This is a genomic window from Chlorobium sp., from assembly GCF_021740465.1.
Taxonomy (GTDB): Bacteria; Bacteroidota; Chlorobiia; order Chlorobiales; family Chlorobiaceae; genus Chlorobium.
Window position 1 is genome coordinate 1 of the sequence record NZ_JAIOZR010000012.1, and the last position, 15,965, is coordinate 15,965.

Sequence of the window (15,965 nt, forward strand, 5' to 3'; positions counted from 1 at the left end):
TTTTTGAAGGTTGCCGAAACAACACTATCTTGACTGATGTTTTTACCGAAAATCGGGGTGCGTTAACAAACCATTACACGACAGGGTTTTGCCTGTACCCCTCTATCGCCCACTCCATGCGCGAACTGCTCCTCATCAATATCACGGGCCCTGACAAACCGGGGCTTACCTCGAAAATAGCGGCCATTCTTTCGGGCTACAACGTGCCGGTACTCGATATCGGCCAGGCGGTCATCCATAACCATCTCAGCCTCGGCATGCTGGTTGAGGTGCCCAGGGAATCGGCATCCTCGCCCATACTCAAGGACCTGCTCTTCTGCGCCCATACGCTCGGCATACAGATCACCTTCACGCCGGTGGCCGACGACGAGTACGACGGCTGGGTGGGCGAACAGGGCAAGCCCCGATACCTGCTCTCGCTGCTGTCGCGCAAGATTTCGGCCGAGCAGCTCGAACGGGTATCATCTCTCGTTGCGGCCCACCGGCTCAATATCGACACCATCAGCCGCCTTTCAGGCCGCATACCGCTCGACAACGGCGACAACCACACCCGCGCATGCGTGGAGTTCTCCCTGAGGGGAACCCTCTCCGACGAAAACCTCTTTCGCGAACAGCTTCTGGCCATTACCGACAGCCTCGGTATCGACATCGCCTTCCAGGAGGACAACATTTTCCGGCGCAACCGGCGCATGGTGGTGTTCGATATGGATTCTACCCTCATCACCTCGGAAGTGATCGACGAGCTTGCAAAGGAGGCCGGAGTCGGCGAGGAGGTTTCGGCCATCACCGAACAGGCCATGCGGGGGGAACTGGAGTTCAACGAAAGCCTCGAGCGCCGGGTGGCGCAGCTCAGGGGGCTCGATGAACATGTGATGGAGAGCATCGCCGCGCGGCTGCAGCTCACCGAAGGGGCCGAACGGCTCTTCGGCAACCTGAAGCGGCTCGGCTACAAAACCGCCATCCTCTCCGGCGGCTTCACCTATTTCGGCCACTACCTGCAGAAAAAACTCTCGATAGACTACGTCTACGCCAACACCCTCGAAATCGAAAACGGTAAATTGACCGGCAGGGTGCTCGGCAGGGTTGTGGACGGAGCCCGCAAAGCCGAACTGCTCGGACTGCTTGCCGAAAAAGAGAACATCAGCCTCGAACAGACCGTCGCCGTGGGTGACGGCGCGAACGACCTGCCGATGCTCGGCAAGGCCGGTCTCGGCATCGCCTTCAGGGCCAAGCCCATCGTGCGCGAACGGGCCAAACAGGCCATCTCCACCCTCGGCCTCGACGCAATCCTCTATCTGATGGGATTCAGGGACCGCGACGAGCTGGCGAAGTAGGATCGCCAGCAAATCATCGAGCTGCCCTCCAGAGCTTTTCCCGGCAGGAAGGCATTTCAGTTCCGTTAAGACTTAATGTCGTTGGCATCAGCACTGCACTACCATATCGGCACCTCTTACGATGCCGTTTCGCCATTTTCAGGCTGTTTTCGATGCGTTACGATGGCAGAGGCATGCACATACATTCCCCCATAGTCTTATTATACCCGAAAGGGTATGGTTTTACCGTTTTTACTTGTTATTATACCCGAAAAGGTATAGATTAACTATAAACCATACACGGTATACCCGATAAGGTATCACAGGAATCATGAAGGATATAGCTGAATTTGTCCGCGACAGGCGAAAGGCCCTGGGCATGACCCAGCCGGAACTGGCAGAAAAAGCCGGTACAGGTCTTCGTTTTATCCGTGATCTTGAACAGGGAAAAAAAACATTGCGGATGGACAAGGTGAACCAGGTGCTTGCCCTGTTCGGGTTCGTACTTGCGCCTGTCAGGCCGGAAAGGGAGGCATAGCGTATGCAAAAAGCCGAAATACGGTACCTTGACCGAACTGCGGGCTGGTTCATTCAGGATGAAGAGGGCTATCATTTTCTGTATGATCAGGCATACCTGGACTCGAAGGATGCCAAACCGGTAAGTCTGACGCTCCCGTTGCGGGCTGCTGCATATTCGAGCAGAACCATGTTTCCTTTTTTTGACGGATTGATACCCGAAGGGTGGCTGCTTGCCGTTGCCGAAAGGAACTGGAAGCTCGATCCGCGGGATCGTATGGGCCTCTTGTTGAACTGCTGCAGGGATTGCATCGGGGCGGTGAGTGTACATCCTGTAATCATGGAGTGAGCCGATGGATCGTCGCTGTCTTTATTGCTATGAGCCGCTGGCCTCCGGGGAGGGAGATTTCCATCGGAAATGCAGCCGGAAAATGTTCGGAACGCCTCTCCCTCCACAGTTACCCTATGATGAAAACCAGCTCGACGAGCTCGCTCTGGAGGTCATCCGGAGCCAGACCGCCATTACGGGGGTGCAGCCGAAACTGTCGCTGCATCTGGAACCGGCCGGAAAGGCTGATGCTCCGCAGCGATTCACCATTGTTGGCCTGTGGGGAGGGTACATACTCAAGCCTCCTTCGCAGCGATTTCGGCAGTTGCCGGAAATAGAGGACCTGACAATGCGCATGGCAGAAGCGGCGCGTATCGATACGGTTCCGCACTCCCTGATTCGCATGCGCTCGGGAGCCCTTGCATACGTGACGCGCCGTATTGATCGCACAGGGAAAGGCAAGCTGCACATGGAGGATATGTGCCAGATCACCGGACGTCTCACGGAGAATAAATATCACGGTTCATATGAACAGATAGCGAAAGCCATACATCGTTACTCTGCAAATCCCGGTCTCGATGTCATCAATTTTTTTGAGATCGTGCTGTTCTGCTTTCTCTCCGGAAATGCGGATATGCATCTGAAGAATTTTTCACTGATCGATATCGAAGCAAAAGGGGGCTACAGCCTTGCCCCGGCCTATGATCTCGTCTCGACAGGACTGGTTATGCCTTCCGATAAGGAAGACCTTGCCTTGACGCTTGACGGGAAGAAAACAAGGATCACGCTGAACGATTTCAGAGCGGCTTTCGGCGTATTGACGATTGACGAGGTGGTTCAGGAACGAATGTTCAGGAAGTTCAGAAATGTTCTGCCTCTGTGGGATCTGCTGATAGAAAAGAGTTTTCTTGACCATGAAAATCAGGCGACCTACAAGGAGCTGATCAGGAAAAAATGTCATCAGATCCGGCTGGATGCGTGAACAGCTGAAATGGAAACCACATTGACGACAGAATCACGCCGATCGGGCCTGCCGCTCAATCGACGTATTCGACGAACCTCTCGAAATCCGCACTCGGGGGCAGGGTGATGGCGCCGGAGGGACAGACCGGCTCGCAGCGGGTGCAGAGTACGATGCAGTTGAACGGGTTGGCGACGCTCATTTTCGGGCGGCAGACCCCCGCGGGATCGGATGGGCCGGGCTCGAACACGCCGGGCCGGCAGAGGTCGGCGCACGCTTCGCAGCCGTTGCAGAGTTCCGCATCGATAACGGGAAACCAGGCTATCTCCTCGCGCGGAGCAAGCAGGCGTTTCTTTTTCCTTGCAGGTGGCGGTGAACCGCTCATGAGTCGCTCCGTTTAGTATTCATCCTCTCAATCCACATACTCGATATACTTCTCGAAATCCTCTTTCGGCGGGAGCTTTATGGCGCCGGAGGTGCAGATGGGCACGCAGCGGTCGCACAGCACAAGGCATTTGTAGGGATGGGCCACGAGGAACTTTGGGCGGTGTATCCCTTCGGGATCCGGCGGACCGGGCTCGAACACGCCGGGTTTGCAGAGCACCTTGCAGTCGGCGCAGCCGTTGCAGAGGTCGGCCTTGATGGTGGGAAACCAGGCGATCTCCTCGCGGGGGGCGAGCAGCCGTTTCTTTCGTTTTACCGACGGCTGCTTCGCTTCGGGCGCATTGCCGGCAAGCACGCTCTCCACCTGTTTTTTCCACACCCCTTCGGTATCGACCGAATCGTCTTCGCACTTCTCCATGGCGCGTGACTTCAGCGTCAGCCGAAATGAACGCACGGGTTTGAAGAGGCATCCGTCGCACGAGGGCTTTTCGCATCGCCCGAAAAAACAGTCAAAAACCAGCATAAGCCTTCAATTGTTGTTCCGCTCTATCGCGAGAGTCGAAGTTTTTTCACCACCGCCTCGGCCGCCTTGATGAGAGGATACCCTGTCGGGGGACCGGTCAGAAGAGGATGGGTGCCGACCTGAAGGGTGAGCACCTCGTGAATGGTCATCTTGTTTTCGATGATCACACCGATGACATTGATCAGTTCACCGGCGCTTACCCCTCCGACCACCGCTCCGCCAAGCACAAGACCGGACTCACGGTTGACGATGAGCTTGACGAACTGGCTGCTGGTGCCGGGCAGCGATTTCGGATGCTTGTCGATGCCTTCGGCCGATGCCGATATGACGTCGAACCCGCGCTCGAGGGCAAGGTGTTCGGTAACCCCTGCTGCCGCGAAGGTTGTGCCTCCGATTGCCGTTGAAAATATCGAAATGGTGCCGCTGAAGGTTCTCAGCCGTGAAAGCCCGTAGAGGTTCATGCCGGCGATTCTGGCCTCGGAGCATGCCGTGGCGGCAAGCATCAGTCCCTTTGCGATACGGGTGATGAACGAAAACTTTTCAGCACAGTCGCCGATGGCGAAAACATCCTTGTTTTCGGTGCGCATGTACTCGTCAACCCTGATTGCACCGAGTTCGCTGATTTTGACGCCGGCATTGCGCGCAAGTTCGACGTTCGGAGCATAGCCGGTTGCGAGAATCACCGCATCGGCATCGAGCCGGTCGCCGCTTTCGAGCAGCACGTGAGAAACCGTCGTTTCGCCGGCGAGTTCCTGTACTTTTTCACCGGTACGGAGCGTAATGCCCTCTTTGGCGAGAATCTCCTCAACTTTCACCGACAGGTCGGGGTCGAAAGCTGCCTGCAGAAGATGGGGCAATACCTCGACCAGGGTTATCCGCTTGCCTTTCTTGCGCAGCTCATCGGCAATTTCCACACCGATGAATCCTCCCCCGATGATGACGATATTGGTGCACTGCTCCAGTCTGATACGAAGATGCTCCAGATAGTCACGGTCCTTGGGAATGGTAAACACATTGTCAAGACCGGTGCCTTTCAGCCATGAAGGGACTTTCGGCATGGAGCCGGTCGCAAAGACAAGCTTGTCGAAGGTTATGCGGGTACCGCCGGCGGTAGTGGCTACTTTGGCGCTGCAATCGACGGCGACGACTTCATCGATAAAAAGCTCGACGCCGGCCTGTTCGATGTGCGCATTAGGAATGATGTTCTGGCTGATGCTCTCCAGAGTACCATAAATGTAGGGTATTCCGCAGGGAACGACAGCTTCGGCCTCCCTGCGCACGATCAGGAAGCTTTTCGAAGGGTAAAACGCCTTTCCGGTCGAAGCGGCAACGATACCTGCAGCACTTCCACCAATTATAAGGACATCAACATTTTTTTGCATGAGTATTCAGGGGTATTCGGGTTAATCTGCCGTAATTTTCTCTTTAACAAGACCTGCAAATATATCAAAAGCGTTTTCTATTCCTGCGGGCTCCTTACCTCCGGCCGTAGCGAATTCCGGTTTGCCGCCCCCGCCGCCCTGGACGGCCTTTGCCGCCTCGCGGACAAGCTTCGATGCATCGAGCCCGAATCCGCTGATGGCCTGCTGACCGGAAAAAGCGGCCAGCGATACCTTGCCCCCCTCTTCCGAGCAGATGAGCCCCACCGATGCGGGATGCCGTTCACGCAGGGCAAGCACTGCCTGGCGCAAGGTCTCCGTATCGACAGGATCGATCCGCAGCATCAGAAGGCGAATCCCTCCGACCGTTTCGGCAGCTTCGAAAGATTGCTGGAGCGTTGCTGAGAATGCCGCGCTCCGGTACTCCTGCAGCTGTTTTTCAAGTTCCTTCCTCGATTCGGCCAGTTCGGCCACCTTGCCCATAACCGCTTCGTCGGCCTTGAGCTTGAGCATATGGCGGATATCCTGCAGTTCGCGGTACTCCTTCCACATGAGCTGCTCGGCAGCCTTGCCGGTAAGCGCTTCGATACGGCGCACGCCGGATGCTACCGACGACTCGCTGACAATCTTGAAGAGACCGATCTGGCCGATACTGTCCACGTGGGTTCCGCCACACAGCTCGATGGAGAGACCGGGAATTTCGACAACCCTTACCCTGTCGGCATATTTGTCGCCGAAAAAGGCAAGGGCGCCCTTGCCGATAGCCTCGTCGTAGGGAATGTCCTGATGTTTGAGCACCGGTTCGGCGCTCCGGATCTGTTCGTTGACTTCGGCTTCGACGGCCAGAAGCTCCTCTCCGGTGAGTTTTGCGAAATGGCTGAAATCGAACCGGAGGCGCTCGGCGCTGACGAACGAGCCTTTCTGCTGGACATGCTGGCCGAGAATCCTGCGCAGCGCGGCATGCAGGAGGTGCGTCGCGGTATGATTCCGCTCGGCATCCTGGCGGTTGTGCCGGTCGACCGATGCCCTGCAGGCAAGCTTACCGGCGTCGAACGACACATCGGCAGGATCGATTGCGCTGTCCCGGACGGTATCGAGGGCTTCGGTGACAACATGCACGACGGCGTCGCCGTCCTTGCGCGTGTCGGATACCTTCAGCCGGTACTCCGCGGTTTCTATCCATCCCCGGTCGCCGGACTGGCCGCCACTTTCGGCATAGAAGGGCGTCCGGTCGAGCACGACGAAAATCCTGTCGGGCGAAACACTCACCCCGGTAATGGAGGAGACCTCTTCGAGCGAATCGTAGCCGGTGAATACCGATGCCCGTTCCAGGGAGAACCATCGCCACTCTCCGTCCTCGTCCTGCAGGTGCTGTTTGTCTTTCCTGTCCTGCCGGGCACGGCTCTTCTGCTCCTGCATGCAGTGTTCGAACCCCTCTTCATCGACCCCGAATCCGGCTTCGGATGCCATCAGCCGGGTCAAGTCGAGCGGGAATCCGAAGGTATCGTAAAGCCTGAAGGCGTCATCCCCTGTTATTGCCCGGAGACCGGCAGCCTTTGCTGAGGCAATGACCTCGTTGAAAATTTCAATGCCCCGGTCGAGCGTGGCAAGAAAGCTCTCCTCTTCGGAGCGGATGATTCTGGAAACCGTCTCCTGCTGTTTCTGCAGCTCGGGAAAGACGTCGCCCATCGAAAGGGCAAGGGTGCCGACAAGCTGGTGGAGCAGCGGCTCGCTGCAGCCGAGCGTTCTGGAGTAGCGCAGCGCGCGCCGCAGTATCCGGCGAAGTACATAGCCGCGCCCCTCGTTGGAGGGCATGGCGCCGTCGGCAAGGGCGAAGGTCAGGGTTCTGGCATGATCGGCAATCACCCGCATGGCGATATCGCAGGGATCGTCCATGGAGGCTTTATAGCTCACTCCGGTAAGTTCGGTGATCCGGTCGAAAAGAGGGGTGAATACATCGGTATCGTAGTTGGAAGACTTGCCCTGCATCACGGCGGCTACCCGCTCGAAACCCATGCCGGTATCGACATGTTTCTGCGGCAGAGGCTCAAGGCGGCCGTCTCCCTGGCGGTTGTACTGGATAAAGACAAGGTTCCAGAGTTCGATTACCCGATAGTCCCCGACATTGACGAGCTCTTTTCCGGAACCGTCTTCGGTAAGGTCGATATGAATTTCCGAGCATGGCCCGCAGGGACCGGTTTCGCCCATCTCCCAGAAATTGTCTTTTTCTCCGAACCGGAGAATGTGGTCGTTCGGAATGTCGGTATCCTCCTGCCAGATCATGAAGCTCTCGTCGTCGTCCTGATAGACGGTAACGTAGAGCCGCTCTTTGGGAAGTTTCCAGACCGATGTCAGAAGCTCCCACGCCCAGGTAATGGCCTCTTTCTTGTAGTAGTCGCCGAACGACCAGTTGCCGAGCATTTCAAAGAAGGTGTGATGGTAGGTGTCGCGTCCGACATCCTCCAGATCGTTATGCTTGCCCGAGGCCCTGATGCATTTCTGCGTATCGGCAGCCCTCAGGTATGGGCGTGTTCCCTTTCCGAGAAACACATCCTTGAACTGGTTCATGCCTGCGTTGGTAAACAGCAGTGTGGGATCATCTGCCGGAATGACCGGAGCCGAACGGACGATTTTATGGTCTTTGCCGGCAAAAAAATCTAAAAAAGACTGCCTGATTTCCCTGGATTTCATGAGAGGTTTTTTCTTGTTGCGGTATGCTCCCCGATACCCCGGCAATGCAGGGCAGGTGCCTCTTACGGGCACAAATTTAACTTTTTTTCCTGCGTGATGCCAACTTAATTTTCCCCCGGAACATGGCTGGTTTTCCCGTCTTCACCCCCTGTATCCGGGGCATTTCGTGCAATGATTCATGAAAAAGATTTATATTCGAAGGTGTACCTGAAAGAGCTTGCTTTTCACCGGTTTTAACCAAGGAATCCGTTTATGAGCTGGGGCGTTGAAGATGAACAAAGACGCAGGGATATTCTGGAACTCATGGATATATCCGCCAGAATCGTCAAGGAAAATCCCAATTATGTCAATGAGGTCAAAAAAAGCACGAACGGCTGCTGGATGGAACAGATGTACGGCATGCAGCGGTGCGATTTCTGCGATCTTTCGGCCGATTGCCCGGTAAGAGAGGAAAACGAATGGCAGGAATATCTCAAAGTCAACAATATTGTTGTCGTCAAGGACGATAACAATAATATTGCCTGAAATATTTGCTTGTCACTTCTGATAGGCCTATATTTACCCTTTTGCTGAAAACCTGACAGGTTATCGAGCCTGCGGTTTTCTTCCCTCCGTTTGTTTTTCATATCACCATTTGCCAGCAGCCGCATGTATACAATGAACCGGTGGTGTGTTCGTTGTTGTCTGACGGGAATTTTTCCGGCTGGTGGTTTTATAAACAGTTATTAAACAGCAGGAAAACGATCGAATGAGCGACACAACAATCTTAAACAGAGACGATATGGTAACCGCAAAAACCAGCGTATCAGTACTTTTCGCAGGCGATTCGGGAGACGGCATGCAGCTTACAGGCACCCAGTTCGCCAACACCGTTGCCGTCTACGGATCCGACCTCAATACGTTTCCGAACTTTCCCTCTGAAATCCGTCCGCCTGCAGGCACCGTATCCGGCGTCTCCGGATTCCAGCTGCAGTTCGGCACAACCGGGGTGTATACCCCCGGCGCGAAATTCGACGTCATGATCGCCATGAACGCCGCTGCGCTCAAGGCAAACCTGAAAAACCTGCATCACGGCGGCATCATCATCACCGATACGGACGGGTTCGACGCAAAAAACCTGAATCTTTCCGGATACGGAGAGGCGAACAACCCGCTCGAGGACGGCACCCTTAAAGACTATACCGTTTTCAAGATCCCGGTTGTCTCCCTTACCCGCAAAGCCCTTGCCGAAACCGGCCTCAGCACAAAAATCATCGACCGGTGCAAGAACATGTTCGTGCTCGGCGTGCTTTACTGGCTCTACAGCCTTCCGCTCGAAACCACGATCAAGACCCTGAAAACAAAGTTCCGCAAAAAGCTTGACATTGCAGAAGCAAACATCAAGGCAGTTCAGGCAGGATACAACTTCGGCGACGAAACCGAAATGTTCTCGCAGCACGGACGCTTCAGCGTCGCACCTGCAGACAAGAAACCCGGCGTCTACCGCCGCGTGACCGGCAATGAAGCCTCGGCGATCGGTCTTGCGGCCGCAGCCAAAAAAGCCGGACTGAAACTGTTCCTCGGTTCTTACCCCATCACCCCGGCTACGGAGATCCTGCAGACGCTTGCCGGACTGAAAAAATGGGGCGTCAAGACCTTCCAGGCTGAAGACGAAATTGCCGGTGTGCTTACCAGCATCGGAGCGGCTTACGGCGGCGCACTCGCGGCCACCAACACCTCCGGTCCGGGACTTGCCCTTAAAACGGAAGGAATGGGGCTTGCCGTCATCCTTGAAGTACCCCTGGTCATCATCAACGTCATGAGAGGCGGACCATCGACCGGATTGCCTACAAAACCCGAACAGTCGGACCTCCTGATGGCCATGTACGGACGCCATGGAGAAGCCCCCATGCCGGTCATTGCGGCAAAGTCGCCGGTCGACTGTTTCTATGCAGCCTATGAAGCCGCAAAGATCGCCGTCGAGTACATGACTCCGGTCATCTGCCTTACCGACGGCTCCCTTGCGCTCAGCTCCGAGCCGATGCTGATTCCTTCACCCGACGAGCTGCCTTCGGTCACGCCGGTCTTTTCGCCTGCGCGAAACGCCGACGATCCTGCATACCTCCCCTACAAGCGCGACGAACGCGGAGTCCGCCAGTGGGCGATTCCCGGCACAAAAGGCCTCGAACACCGTATCGGCGGTCTGGAAAAGCAGCATGAGACCGGCAACGTTTCGCACGATCCCGAAAACCATGCGCTCATGACGAAACTGCGGGCCGAGAAAGTGGCCAGGGTGGCAGACATCATTCCCGACCTCACCATCGATAACGGTCCGGAAAAAGGCGACGTTCTGGTGCTCGGATGGGGATCGACCTACGGAGCCATCAAAAAAGCCGTGGAACAGGTGCTCGAAGGTGGCTGCAGCGTCGCACACGCCCACCTGCGCTATATCAACCCGTTCCCGAAAAATCTTCGCGAGATCATGAGCAATTACAAGAAAGTGCTGATTCCTGAAAACAACTGCGGACAGCTGCTCTCCATGATCAGGGACAAATTCCTCTTCGAACCTGTCGGGTTCAGCAAGGTACAGGGCCTGCCGTTCAACGAAATGGAAATCGAAGCAAAAATCACCGATATCTTAAAGGAGCTTTAATCATGACCGATACACTCGCACAACTGACTGCAAAGGACTTTACATCGAACCAGGAACCGAAATGGTGTCCCGGATGCGGTGACTTCTCCGTCCTGCAGCAACTTAAAAACGCCATGGCCGACCTCGGCCTGAAAACAGAAGAGGTTGTTGTGGTCTCAGGTATCGGTTGCTCGTCGAGGCTTCCCTACTATGTAGCCACCTATGGAGTACACGGCATCCACGGCCGGGCGCTCGCCATGGCTTCAGGCATCAAGACTTCACGACCCGAGCTCAGCGTATGGGTAGGAACCGGCGACGGCGACGCGCTCTCCATCGGCGGCAACCACTACATCCATACCGTCCGGAGAAATCTCGACCTGAACGTCATTCTCTTCAACAACGAGATTTACGGCCTTACCAAAGGGCAGTACTCCCCGACTTCGAAAGTCGGCCTGAAAACGGTCACCTCGCCTAACGGCGTTGTGGACCACCCGATCAATACCGCGGCGCTGACGCTTGGCGCCGGAGGAACCTTCTTCGCAAGGGTCATGGATCGTGACGGAAAAATCATGCGCGAAATTTTCAAGCGCGCGGCCGAGCACAAGGGTACCTCCCTGATCGAAATCTACCAGAACTGCCCCATTTTCAACGATGGCGCATTCGACGCGTTCAGCAACAAGGAACGGAAAGCCGATACCACAATCTATCTCGAACAGGGCAAACCGCTGGTCTTCGGCAAGGATAACAACAAGGGAATCAGGCTGGACGGCTTCAAGCCTGTCGTCGTCGATCTCGGCAGTTCGTCGGTTTCGGAAAACGATCTCTGGATACATGATGAAAAAGATTTCATCAAGGCGAACATGCTTTCAAGGTTCTTCGACGATCCCGATGCTTCGGAGGATTTTCTCCCGAGGCCTTTCGGCATCTTTTACGTCGAAGACCGGTACACCTATGAAGACGCTCTCACGGAGCAGATCGCCGCGGCACAGGAGAACGGAGAAGGAACACTCGAAGAGCTGCTGGCCGGCAGCAGCACCTGGACCATCGAATAACGCCTGTTACAACAGAACAGGGCACATAACGAAAAAGCCGGCATATCGATGCCGGCTTTTTCGTTATGTGTATTGCAGGGTGGAGAGTGCAGCGGTTCAGCGGAACACTCCGTCTGCTACTGTTCGTTCCAGACGCCCATGGAGGAGAATTTTTCAACCCTTTGCCGCACCAGCTCACCGCTCTCTTTCAGGAGCAGAGTGCGGAGCTCTTCGACAAGCATGGCCTTGAGCGTTCCGGCCATGGCCTCCGGGTCCGTGTGGGCTCCGCCAAGCGGCTCGGGAACGATCCGGTCTATAATCCCCTGTTCCAGGAGGTCGTCTGCGGTAAGCTTGAGCGCTTCGGCTGCCTGCTCCTTGAAGTTCCAGCTTCTCCAGAGAATCGAGGAGCAGCTTTCGGGAGAGATCACCGAATACCAGCTGTTTTCCGACATGAGGATCCTGTCGCCGACCCCAAGGCCGATCGCACCGCCGCTTGCACCCTCTCCGATGATGACACAGATGACCGGAACGGTGAGACGGGCCATCTCGAACAGGTTTCTCGCAATAGCTTCAGCCTGCCCGCGCTCCTCGGCTTCTATGCCAGGAAATGCTCCTGGAGTATCGATGAGCGTAATGACCGGCTTGCGGAACTTCTCTGCAAGTTTCATAAGACGCAACGCCTTGCGGTACCCTTCGGGCTGCGCCATACCGAAGTTCCGGAAAAGGTTCGACTTGGTATCCCGTCCTTTCTGGTGACCGATAATCATAACTGTCTCTGAGAAATCCCCGCCGCTCTCTTCAAGACGCGCAAAACCACCCACAATGGCCTTGTCGTCGCTGAAATGACGATCACCGGCCAGCTCGACAAAATCGCGGGTCATCATGTAGATGTAATCGAGGGAAAAAGGACGCTCCGGATGGCGGGCAAGCTGTACTTTCTGCCACCGGGTAAGATTTTTATAAATCGAGCGCCTGAGCGTATCGACCTTCTGTTCCAGAAGCTCGATATCACGATGAAGGGTATCCGCCTCCTGCTGGCTCTGCTCTCTTGCGCTGCCCCGGAGACAGACCCGCATCTCATTGAGCTTGGCTTCAAGCTCAAAAAGCGGTTTTTCAAAATCAAGCACAACCTTTCCTGCCATAACCGAAAAAATAGGAGGACGCCCCGCATTGCCAGCAATGGCTTTTCAAGGCCTCCCGGTATTGATAAAAAAAGTCCACCACGCCTGAGCAGATGATGGACTTCTCTGTAAAAATCTTAACTGAGACCGCTGAGGATCAGGCTCCGACCTCATCTTTAAGTGCCTTGCCCGGCTTGAATTTCACGACTTTCTTGGCTGCGATGGTGATCGATTCTCCGGTCTGGGGATTTCTGCCCTGTCTCTCAGCCCTGTCACCTGTGGTAAAGGTACCGAATCCAACCAGGGTAACGTCATCCCCCTCTTTCAATGAAGATGTTACGACATTGATAAACGCATTTACAGCGCGCTCTGCATCGGCTTTTGTCAATCCTGCCTGGGAGGCTATTTTTTCTACTAACTCGGCTTTTGACATATGACATATTGTTATTGTTGGAGGAAAAGCATTTTTATCTTCAGAGCTACTAATTCAGTGAATTTAAACAGTGACCGGTAAAGATGCAATGACTTTTTCAGCAATCACCCTCTTTAAGGGGCGACAGTTTGAATTCATCCCTGTGCGATGTTATATTTAAGTTCTTTTTGTCAACTGTAATTCTCTTCAGACCGCATATGACATCCATCAGCAACGTATCCAAAGGCTCCATCGTCCGCTTCAAGGGAGAACCTCATATTATCGAAAGCCTTGTCCACCGTACTCCGGGCAATCTCCGGGCATTCTACCAGGCGAATATGAAGAATCTGAAAAGCGGCAGAAATGTCGAGTACCGGTTCAGCGCCACGGAATCGGTCGACCTGATTGTCACGGAACGCAAACAGTACCAGTACCTCTACCGTGACGGCACTGATTACGTCATGATGGATACCGATACCTTCGACCAGATCAACGTTCCGGAACTCACTATCGGCTCATCGGCACGCTTTCTCAAGGACGGCATTATGGTTTTCATCGTTTTTTCCGATGACGGCTCGATTCTCGACGTCGAACTGCCTACTTTTGTCGAAGTTGAAGTCACGGAAACCAGTCCGGCGACAAAAGACGACCGTGCAACAAGCGGCACGAAACCGGCAACGGTTGAAACCGGCACCGAGGTCAGCGTACCCATGTTCATTCAGAGCGGCAGTGTTATCCGGGTGGATACCCGTACCGGAGAGTATATTGAACGCGTCAAGAAATAATCATCATAGCGGCCATAAAGTCCCTTGTGTTTAACTATTAAGGATACACTACCATGAACCTGAATGAAATCAAACAGCTCATTGACGTTGTCAACAGCTCTGATCTGCAGGAAACCATCATCGAAGAGGGTTCCTTCAAAATCATCCTCCGTCGCTTTGTAACCGGAACGGCCGTGCAGATGCAGCCTGGACATTCCATTCCGGCAACCCAGCCGGTAGCGCCTCTTGCTGCACAGCCAACGGTTTCATCAGGCAATGCCGCGGCTCCGGGATCATTGCAACAGCCTGCCGAACCTCAGTCCGGACTGATCGACATCTGTTCGCCGATTGTGGGTACATTCTATCGCTCCCCCTCACCGGATTCAGCTCCCTTTGTGGGTGTCAACGACACCATTCATAAAGGCGATGTGCTCTGCATCATCGAAGCGATGAAGCTCATGAACGAAATCGAGGCCGAAGTCTCCGGAACCGTTGTTGAAGTTCTCGTTGAAAATGGCCAGCCTGTCGAATACGATCAGCCGCTGTTCCGCATTAAACCGTAATTCTTTCATCATCAATCCCGCCGTGTTTAAAAAAATACTTGTTGCGAACCGGGGCGAAATAGCCTTGCGTGTCATGCAGACCTGCCGTGAACTGGGCATCAGTACCGTCGCGGTCTATTCGACTGCCGACGCTCAGTCCATCCATGTAAAATATGCCGACGAAGCCATCTGTATTGGCCCGCCGCCCTCGAAAGAGAGCTATCTGAACATTTCGAGAATCATTGCAGCTGCCCAGCTGACCAGTGCTGATGCCATCCATCCCGGATACGGCTTTCTGGCCGAGAACGAAGACTTTGCTGAAGTATGCTCTTCGCTGAACATCAAGTTCATCGGGCCGACAGCTCGCATGATCAACCAGATGGGAGACAAAAACACGGCAAAAGCCACCATGATTGCTGCAGGGGTTCCTGTCGTTCCGGGCAGTCAGGGACTGGTCAGCGATCTGCCGGGCGCTCTCGTGGCGGCAAAGAGCACCGGTTATCCGATCATCATCAAACCTACCGCAGGCGGAGGAGGAAAAGGCATGCGGGTGGTCAATGAGGAAAGCCAGCTCGAAAAAGCGCTCATGACCGCAAGAAGCGAAGCCGAACAGGCTTTCGGCAACAGTGGGGTATATATCGAGAAATATCTTGAAAATCCCCGGCATGTCGAAATCCAGATCCTTTCCGATCAGCATGGCAACACCATGCACCTCGGTGAAAGGGACTGCACCGTTCAGCGCCGTCATCAGAAACTGATCGAAGAGACCCCCTCCCCGGCTGTAGACGACACGCTGAGAAAGAAAATGGGAGATGCTGCCGTCGCTGCAGCAAGGGCTATCAATTACGAGGGAGCCGGCACTATCGAGTTTCTGCTCGACCGCCACAAAAACTTCTACTTTATGGAAATGAACACCCGTATCCAGGTTGAGCACCCGGTTACGGAGGAACGATATGATGTCGATATCGTAAAGGAACAGATCCGGATTGCCGCCGGGGCCTCAATAAAAGGCCTCACCTTCTCCCCGAAAGGCCACTCCATCGAGTGCCGCATCAACGCCGAAGATCCCGAACATCTTTTCCGTCCTTCACCGGGAAAGCTGGAAGTGTTTCACACTCCGGGGGGACACGGTGTCAGAGTGGACTCTCACGCCTACGCTGGTTACGTTGTTCCACCGAATTACGACTCCATGATCGCCAAACTCATCGTCACCGCGAACACCCGCAAGGAGGCCATTTCGAGAATGTCAAGAGCGCTCGACGAGTTTATCGTGGCGGGTGTGAAAACCACGATACCCTTCCACAAGCAGGTCATGCATTCACCGGTCTTCCGGAGCGGCGAGTTCGATACGAGTTTCCTCGACTCCTTCAGGTTCGAAAAGATGTGACC

General features: G+C 54.8%; 16 protein-coding genes. 10 read left to right on the plus strand and 6 right to left on the minus strand.

Annotated elements, in window-relative coordinates; translation table 11 throughout:
- Positions 1-116 precede the first annotated feature (116 nt).
- The 4 genes from serB (at position 117) to K9G39_RS06915 (ending at position 3,139) form a co-directional block, all read left to right on the plus strand.
- Positions 117-1,334, plus strand: coding sequence for a phosphoserine phosphatase SerB (gene serB, locus K9G39_RS06900; RefSeq protein ID WP_292004199.1), 1,218 nt, complete (start codon positions 117-119; stop codon positions 1,332-1,334).
- A gap of 310 nt (positions 1,335-1,644) precedes the next feature.
- Positions 1,645-1,851 (plus strand): helix-turn-helix transcriptional regulator, encoded by a 207-nt coding sequence (locus K9G39_RS06905; RefSeq protein ID WP_059138877.1) that lies wholly within the window; start codon positions 1,645-1,647, stop codon positions 1,849-1,851.
- Positions 1,852-1,854: 3 nt separating this feature from the next.
- Positions 1,855-2,178 carry a HipA N-terminal domain-containing protein gene (locus K9G39_RS06910; RefSeq protein ID WP_292004200.1) on the plus strand — a complete coding sequence of 108 codons (324 nt, stop codon included), beginning with the start codon at positions 1,855-1,857 and terminating at the stop codon, positions 2,176-2,178.
- Positions 2,179-2,182: 4 nt separating this feature from the next.
- Entirely contained in the window at positions 2,183-3,139 is a 957-nt protein-coding gene (locus K9G39_RS06915) for a HipA domain-containing protein (RefSeq protein WP_363319369.1), read from the plus strand.
- Between the two features lie 55 nt (positions 3,140-3,194).
- Here K9G39_RS06915 and K9G39_RS06920 read toward each other — a convergent pair whose 3' ends face one another.
- Genes K9G39_RS06920 through alaS form a run of 4 tightly spaced genes read right to left on the minus strand, consistent with a single transcriptional unit; the run spans position 3,195 to position 8,095 of the window.
- Positions 3,195-3,503, minus strand: coding sequence for a 4Fe-4S binding protein (locus tag K9G39_RS06920; protein WP_292004202.1), 309 nt, complete (start codon positions 3,501-3,503; stop codon positions 3,195-3,197).
- Positions 3,504-3,530: 27 nt separating this feature from the next.
- Positions 3,531-4,025, minus strand: a complete 495-nt coding sequence (locus K9G39_RS06925) for a ferredoxin family protein (RefSeq protein ID WP_292004203.1) — start codon at positions 4,023-4,025, stop codon at positions 3,531-3,533.
- A gap of 23 nt (positions 4,026-4,048) precedes the next feature.
- Positions 4,049-5,407, minus strand: a complete 1,359-nt coding sequence (locus tag K9G39_RS06930) for an FAD-dependent oxidoreductase (protein WP_292004204.1) — start codon at positions 5,405-5,407, stop codon at positions 4,049-4,051.
- 21 nt (positions 5,408-5,428) lie between these two features.
- Positions 5,429-8,095: an alanine--tRNA ligase gene (alaS, locus tag K9G39_RS06935; RefSeq protein ID WP_292004205.1), complete on the minus strand. Its 2,667-nt coding sequence runs from the start codon at positions 8,093-8,095 to the stop codon at positions 5,429-5,431.
- A gap of 252 nt (positions 8,096-8,347) precedes the next feature.
- Between alaS and K9G39_RS06940 the strand changes: the two genes are divergently transcribed.
- The 3 genes from K9G39_RS06940 (at position 8,348) to K9G39_RS06950 (ending at position 11,758) form a co-directional block, all read left to right on the plus strand.
- Positions 8,348-8,620 (plus strand): hypothetical protein, encoded by a 273-nt coding sequence (locus K9G39_RS06940; RefSeq protein WP_292004206.1) that lies wholly within the window; start codon positions 8,348-8,350, stop codon positions 8,618-8,620.
- A gap of 223 nt (positions 8,621-8,843) precedes the next feature.
- Positions 8,844-10,727, plus strand: a complete 1,884-nt coding sequence (locus K9G39_RS06945) for a 2-oxoacid:acceptor oxidoreductase subunit alpha (RefSeq protein WP_292004207.1) — start codon at positions 8,844-8,846, stop codon at positions 10,725-10,727.
- A 2-nt stretch (positions 10,728-10,729) separates the two neighbouring features.
- The gene (locus K9G39_RS06950) at positions 10,730-11,758 is read left to right on the plus strand and encodes a 2-oxoacid:ferredoxin oxidoreductase subunit beta (RefSeq protein ID WP_292004208.1); all 1,029 of its coding nucleotides are present in this window, start codon (positions 10,730-10,732) and stop codon (positions 11,756-11,758) included.
- 116 nt (positions 11,759-11,874) lie between these two features.
- Here the strand turns inward: K9G39_RS06950 and K9G39_RS06955 are convergent, their stop codons facing one another.
- Together K9G39_RS06955 and K9G39_RS06960 are read right to left on the minus strand one after the other, a co-directional pair.
- Positions 11,875-12,879, minus strand: a complete 1,005-nt coding sequence (locus K9G39_RS06955; protein WP_292004209.1) for an acetyl-CoA carboxylase carboxyltransferase subunit alpha — start codon at positions 12,877-12,879, stop codon at positions 11,875-11,877.
- Positions 12,880-13,015: 136 nt separating this feature from the next.
- Entirely contained in the window at positions 13,016-13,345 is a 330-nt protein-coding gene (locus K9G39_RS06960) for an HU family DNA-binding protein (protein WP_292004262.1), read from the minus strand.
- A gap of 143 nt (positions 13,346-13,488) precedes the next feature.
- On the opposite strand from K9G39_RS06960, the gene efp reads away from it, so the two are divergent.
- The 3 genes from efp to accC are packed head-to-tail and all read left to right on the plus strand — an operon-like array spanning position 13,489 to position 15,963.
- On the plus strand, positions 13,489-14,055 hold the full coding sequence (gene efp, locus K9G39_RS06965) for an elongation factor P (protein ID WP_292004210.1): 567 nt from the start codon (positions 13,489-13,491) through the stop codon (positions 14,053-14,055).
- A 53-nt stretch (positions 14,056-14,108) separates the two neighbouring features.
- The gene (accB, locus tag K9G39_RS06970) at positions 14,109-14,597 is read left to right on the plus strand and encodes an acetyl-CoA carboxylase biotin carboxyl carrier protein (protein WP_292004211.1); all 489 of its coding nucleotides are present in this window, start codon (positions 14,109-14,111) and stop codon (positions 14,595-14,597) included.
- 22 nt (positions 14,598-14,619) lie between these two features.
- A complete protein-coding gene (accC, locus tag K9G39_RS06975; protein WP_292004212.1) occupies positions 14,620-15,963 on the plus strand; it encodes an acetyl-CoA carboxylase biotin carboxylase subunit in 1,344 nt (447 codons plus the stop codon).
- The last annotated feature ends 2 nt before the right edge of the window (positions 15,964-15,965 follow it).

Coding starts and splice junctions, on each gene's coding strand:
- serB (WP_292004199.1), top strand. CDS start 117: ATGCGCGAACTGCTCCTCATCAATATCACGGGCCCTGACAAACCGGGG.
- K9G39_RS06905 (WP_059138877.1), top strand. CDS start 1,645: ATGAAGGATATAGCTGAATTTGTCCGCGACAGGCGAAAGGCCCTGGGC.
- K9G39_RS06910 (WP_292004200.1), top strand. CDS start 1,855: ATGCAAAAAGCCGAAATACGGTACCTTGACCGAACTGCGGGCTGGTTC.
- K9G39_RS06915 (WP_363319369.1), top strand. CDS start 2,183: ATGGATCGTCGCTGTCTTTATTGCTATGAGCCGCTGGCCTCCGGGGAG.
- K9G39_RS06920 (WP_292004202.1), bottom strand. CDS start 3,503: ATGAGCGGTTCACCGCCACCTGCAAGGAAAAAGAAACGCCTGCTTGCT.
- K9G39_RS06925 (WP_292004203.1), bottom strand. CDS start 4,025: ATGCTGGTTTTTGACTGTTTTTTCGGGCGATGCGAAAAGCCCTCGTGC.
- K9G39_RS06930 (WP_292004204.1), bottom strand. CDS start 5,407: ATGCAAAAAAATGTTGATGTCCTTATAATTGGTGGAAGTGCTGCAGGT.
- alaS (WP_292004205.1), bottom strand. CDS start 8,095: ATGAAATCCAGGGAAATCAGGCAGTCTTTTTTAGATTTTTTTGCCGGC.
- K9G39_RS06940 (WP_292004206.1), top strand. CDS start 8,348: ATGAGCTGGGGCGTTGAAGATGAACAAAGACGCAGGGATATTCTGGAA.
- K9G39_RS06945 (WP_292004207.1), top strand. CDS start 8,844: ATGAGCGACACAACAATCTTAAACAGAGACGATATGGTAACCGCAAAA.
- K9G39_RS06950 (WP_292004208.1), top strand. CDS start 10,730: ATGACCGATACACTCGCACAACTGACTGCAAAGGACTTTACATCGAAC.
- K9G39_RS06955 (WP_292004209.1), bottom strand. CDS start 12,879: ATGGCAGGAAAGGTTGTGCTTGATTTTGAAAAACCGCTTTTTGAGCTT.
- efp (WP_292004210.1), top strand. CDS start 13,489: ATGACATCCATCAGCAACGTATCCAAAGGCTCCATCGTCCGCTTCAAG.
- accB (WP_292004211.1), top strand. CDS start 14,109: ATGAACCTGAATGAAATCAAACAGCTCATTGACGTTGTCAACAGCTCT.